The sequence below is a fragment of the Lacinutrix sp. genome (assembly GCF_029238095.1).
Taxonomy (GTDB): domain Bacteria; phylum Bacteroidota; class Bacteroidia; order Flavobacteriales; family Flavobacteriaceae; genus Lacinutrix.
Genome location: NZ_JAQWGS010000016.1, coordinates 1 through 5103, shown reverse-complemented (window position 1 = coordinate 5103; position 5103 = coordinate 1). Strand labels below are relative to the sequence as shown.

Below are 5103 nucleotides of genomic sequence, written 5' to 3'. Positions count from 1 at the left end.
GAATTTTTCCTTACGATCCAGCTTTAACTCAAGATGTAAATACAACTGGCACTAGATTTTATACTGCTGATGGCTCCGAATTTAAATTCAATAGCCTTGAATATATTATTGATTTACAAGGAAGTGCGCCTTCTGCGATTATGACTTTTTATGGCTTTAGAGATGGTGTGCAAGTTGAGGCGCAAAGTTATAATCTTACTGATTCTGTAGGAACATTTATATTTAATTGGAATTCTGTTGATGAAGTAAAACTAGCAGCTAACACTTATTTTGTCTTTTTTGATTTATTAAGTGTTGGAGCTGCAGGACCTATACTTACTCCTGCAACTCATTTAAATTTAGATGGTATTGATGACTTTGCAACAAAATCTAATGAATTAGCTTTTAACTTCTCTGAAGGAACAATAGAAGCATGGGTTAAGCCAGCTCCTAACAGTGATAATAAAGCGGTTGTTTCTATGCATGATGTTGCTAATTCATCTGGGACTAGATGGAGTTTACATGTAAATGATGGTAATAATAAAATAAGTGTTTATAATGGGATAGGATATAATGATATTAGTGTTCCATCAGGTATAAGTGCCAATGTTTGGTCTCATGTGGCTTGGGTTATGAATACAACACAAACTACAGTATATTTTAATGGTGCTTTGGTTGGAACCATAGCAAGAGGTATTAATACAACACCACCCAATATACCATTAACTATTGGAGCAGCAGATATTAATAATTTTTATCCTACAGAATATTTTATTGGAGATTTAGATGAAGTAAGGATTTGGAATGTTCAAAAAACATTGACTGAGATTACAGATTCTAAAGATTGTGAACTTGAAGGTAATGAAACAGGCTTAGTTACTTATTATAATTTTAATCAAGGTTTTGCTGCTGAAGACAATACAGCAATAGCAACTCTTAATGATGAAACTTCAAATGGGAATAATGGAACATTAAATAATTTTGCATTAACAACCGCTAACTCAAATTGGTTAGCAGGTTCTCCAGTGTCAACAGGAAGTAGTTGCAATACATTAAGTACTCAAGATTATAATATAGATTATCAAGTTGCTATATATCCAAATCCTACTTCAGATATAATTAATATCAATGTTACAGATCTAAATAATGTTATGCTTGAGGTTTTTGATGTAAACGGAAGATTAATATTTTTTCAAAATCTAGAAAGTAAACCTAACCAGCTTAATCTTTCTAAATTGCAACGAGGATTATATATATTTAAAATAAAGTCCCAAGAAGGACAAAAAATAAATAGAGTTATAATAGAATAAATAATTTCTGCTTTTAATCAATAGTTTTTTTTAGATTAAGTCTATATAAATTTTTTTACAAGTATAAGTATAAAAAAAAGTCCAATTCTCTCGAATTGGACTTTCTATTATATAAGTGAAATGATAATTATTCAATTGGCAAAATGCCCTTATTTAATTTTGTTTACAATTGCTTCAAAAGCAGCTGGTTGATTCATCGCTAAATCAGCTAAAACCTTACGGTTTAACTCGATATTGTTAGCTTTTAATTTCCCCATAAATTGTGAGTAAGACATACCGTATAAACGGGCTCCAGCGTTAATACGCGTAATCCATAATGCGCGAAATGTTCTCTTTTTTACTCTACGGTCTCTGTACGAATATTGCATCGCTTTGTCAACCGCATTTTTTGCTACTGTCCAAACGTTTTTACGACGTCCGAAGTAACCTTTTGCTTGTTTAAGCACTTTTTTTCTTCTGGCTCTTTTGGCTACAGAATTTACTGATCTTGGCATAATTTTAATGTGTTTTGTAGAAGGCGGTCAATATGTTGACACTTTTATTACTCTTAGTTAGCCTAACTCCATGGTTTATAAATAATTTTAACCTATTAAATATAATGTTACTTTAATCGCATCATTATTTTAATATTGTTCTCATCCGCTTTGTGTACTAAAGTACTGTGCGTTAGAGCAAGCTTACGTTTTTTTGATTTCTTTGTTAAGATATGACTCTTAAACGCGTGCTTTCTTTTAATCTTTCCAGTACCTGTAAGCTTAAAACGCTTTTTAGCACTAGATTTTGTTTTCATTTTAGGCATCTTGTTTCCTAGTTTTTAATTATTTCACTTATAATATTTTTTTGTAGAACTTAAATTCTACAATTTTCTATTTTTTTGGAGCAATAAACATAGTCATTCTTTTACCTTCTAACCTTGGCATCTGTTCAACTTTACCAAGCTCTTCTAAGTCTTGTGCTAAACGCAACAATAAAATTTGACCTTGCTCTTTAAACACAATCGAACGCCCTTTAAAGAATACAAATGCTTTTAATTTAGCACCTTCTTTTAAAAACTTTTCAGCGTGTTTCTTTTTAAACTCGTAATCATGATCATCTGTTTGAGGACCAAAACGAATTTCTTTAATAATAATTTTAGTTGCTTTACTTTTTAAAGCTTTGTCACGCTTTTTTTGTTCGTAAAGAAACTTTTTATAGTCCATAATTTTACAAACAGGAGGGTCTGCTTTTGGTGAAATTTCTACCAAATCAAATTCTTGTTCTTCAGCCATGGCTAAAGCTTCTCTTGTTGTGTAAATACCAACTTCAACATTTTCTCCTACTAGACGCACTTTTTCTGCTCTAATTTTGGAATTAATTCTGTGTTGGTCTTCTTTAATGACTCTTAAAGGTCCTCTTGATCTTTTTCTACGTATTGCTATGACTTTATATTTTTAGTTAAACGTTGTATTAAAATTGTTTTAATGTCTTATTTATTTCTGTTTTAACAATTTCTGAGAATTCATCTACACTTATCGTGCCTAAATCTTCTCCTCCATGTTGTCTTACAGATATCTTGTTTTCATGCTCCTCATGTTCACCTATTATAATCATATAAGGCGTTTTGTTCATTTCAGCCTCTCTAATTTTCTTACCAATAGTTTCGCTTCGGTTATCTACAAGTGCGCGAATTTCGTGTTTTTCTAGCAAATTTAAAACTTTTTCACCGTATTTTTCATATTTCTCACTAAGAGTTAATATTGAAACCTGGTTTGGCATCAACCATAGTGGAAAATTACCACCAGTATGTTCTAACAATATTGCAATAAAACGCTCCATACTTCCAAAAGGAGCTCTGTGAATCATTACTGGCCTATGTAGTTCATTATCACTACCTTTATAAGTTAAATCAAAGCGTTCAGGTAAATTGTAATCTACTTGAATTGTTCCTAGCTGCCACTGTCTCCCTAAGGCATCTTTTACCATAAAGTCTAATTTAGGACCGTAAAAAGCTGCCTCTCCAGTTTCAATTACATAGTTTAAGCCTTTGTCTTTTGCTGCACTAATAATGGCTTGTTCTGCTTTTTCCCAATTTTCAAGACTACCAATATATTTATCTGGATTTTCAGGGTCTCTTAAAGAAACTTGAGCAGTGAAGTTTTCAAACCCTAAAGATCCGAAAACATATAGTACTAAATCTATTACGTTTTTAAATTCTGCATCTAATTGGTCTGGTGTACAAAATAAGTGTGCATCATCTTGAGTAAAACCACGAACACGTGTTAAGCCATGTAATTCTCCACTTTGTTCGTAGCGATAAACTGTTCCAAATTCAGCATATCTTTTAGGTAAATCTTTATAGCTCCATTGCGCTGCATTATATATTTCACAGTGATGAGGGCAGTTCATAGGTTTTAAAAGAAACTCTTCATCCATTTTTGGAGTTTTGATTGACTGAAAACTATCTTCTCCATATTTTTCATAATGGCCAGAAGTAACGTACAATTCTTTTTGTCCAATATGTGGCGTCATTACCATTTCATAACCTGCTTTTTTCTGTGCAGCTTTCAAAAAGTTCTCTAACCGTTCACGTAAGGCAGCTCCTTTTGGTAACCATAAAGGTAAACCTGCTCCAACTTTATGAGAAAAAGTAAACAATTCTAATTCTTTACCTAGTTTTCTATGATCACGTTTTTTTGCTTCTTCTAATAGCGCTAAATATTCAGTTAATTCTTTTTGTTTTGGAAATGTGATACCATAAACACGAGTTAATTGTGGCTTGGTTTCATCACCTCTCCAATAAGCTCCTGCAACCGATAGTATTTTTGTAGCCTTAATTATTGAGGTATTAGGAATATGACCGCCTCTACACAAATCTGTAAAAGTAGAATGATCACAAAAAGTAATAGTACCATCTTCTAAATTCTCAATTAGTTCAGTTTTATAAGGATTATCCTTATATAATTCTAGAGCTTCTGCTTTCGAGGCACTCCTCATATTAAACTCATGTTTACCACGAGCAATCTCAAGCATTTTATTTTCAATGGTATTAAAATCTTTATCAGAAATTGAAGTCATGCCAAAATCAACATCATAATAAAAACCATTTTCGATAGCTGGACCAATCGTTAATTTAGCTTCTGGATAAAGTTCTTGAATAGACTGTGCTAAAACGTGAGCGCTAGAATGCCAAAATGCTTTTTTACCTTCATCATTATTCCATGTATATAAAGTCAAACTACCATCAGCGGTCAAAGGAGCAGTGGTTTCGACTGTTTCATTATTAAAACTAGCAGAAATTACATTCCTTGCTAAGCCCTCACTAATGCTTTTCGCAACGTCCATTGGAGTAGAGTTCGTTTCAAACGATTTTATACTTCCATCTGGTAAAGTAATATGTATCATATTATATATAAATTCAGCTAGCAAATATAATAGGTTAAATACACAAAGGCAATATATATGTGTAAATTAAAAATTTTAAATCTTCATATTTACATAATTAATTAAATGCTTTGTTCTATTTTTAAAACAAAAAGAAACGATTTACCTCTACCTAGAGCAAAATGTTCCTAAGGGCTTAGTTTAAGTTGTACTGTTCAGAAGTAATAGTGTCTCAAGAAGTATGTAATTCAAGATTTTAAATTCTCCCACAAGAGTTGTGTTTTCTATAGTTTTATTATTTATGTCAAAAGAGTTTTAAATACAGTATAAATAATAAGGACAAAAACATTAAATATTTAAAAATAAAATTTATTTGTAATGTATTGATTACAAGCAATAAGGGCAGGGTTAAAAATAAAACAATAAAAAAGAATAAATAAAAGCTTGTTAAAGA

5 protein-coding genes are annotated in these 5103 nt (G+C 31.5%); 1 reads left to right on the top strand and 4 read right to left on the bottom strand.

Going from position 1 to position 5103, the window contains the following annotated elements; all coding sequences use genetic code 11:
• Positions 1-1289, top strand: a 1289-nt coding sequence (locus tag P8H50_RS04930; RefSeq protein WP_300206207.1) for a LamG-like jellyroll fold domain-containing protein, incomplete at its 5' end; no start/stop codon positions are given.
• Positions 1290-1438: 149 nt separating this feature from the next.
• Here the strand turns inward: P8H50_RS04930 and rplT are convergent.
• From rplT to thrS, 4 genes are all read right to left on the bottom strand, one after another.
• Positions 1439-1783, bottom strand: a complete 345-nt coding sequence (gene rplT / locus P8H50_RS04925; protein ID WP_300206205.1) for a 50S ribosomal protein L20 — start codon at positions 1781-1783, stop codon at positions 1439-1441.
• A 107-nt stretch (positions 1784-1890) separates the two neighbouring features.
• Positions 1891-2088 (bottom strand): 50S ribosomal protein L35, encoded by a 198-nt coding sequence (gene rpmI / locus P8H50_RS04920; protein WP_300206203.1) that lies wholly within the window; start codon positions 2086-2088, stop codon positions 1891-1893.
• A 67-nt stretch (positions 2089-2155) separates the two neighbouring features.
• Positions 2156-2665: a translation initiation factor IF-3 gene (gene infC, locus P8H50_RS04915; RefSeq protein ID WP_300206209.1), complete on the bottom strand. Its 510-nt coding sequence runs from the start codon at positions 2663-2665 to the stop codon at positions 2156-2158.
• Between the two features lie 70 nt (positions 2666-2735).
• On the bottom strand, positions 2736-4670 hold the full coding sequence (gene thrS, locus P8H50_RS04910; protein WP_300206201.1) for a threonine--tRNA ligase: 1935 nt from the start codon (positions 4668-4670) through the stop codon (positions 2736-2738).
• Between the last annotated feature and the right edge of the window lie 433 nt (positions 4671-5103).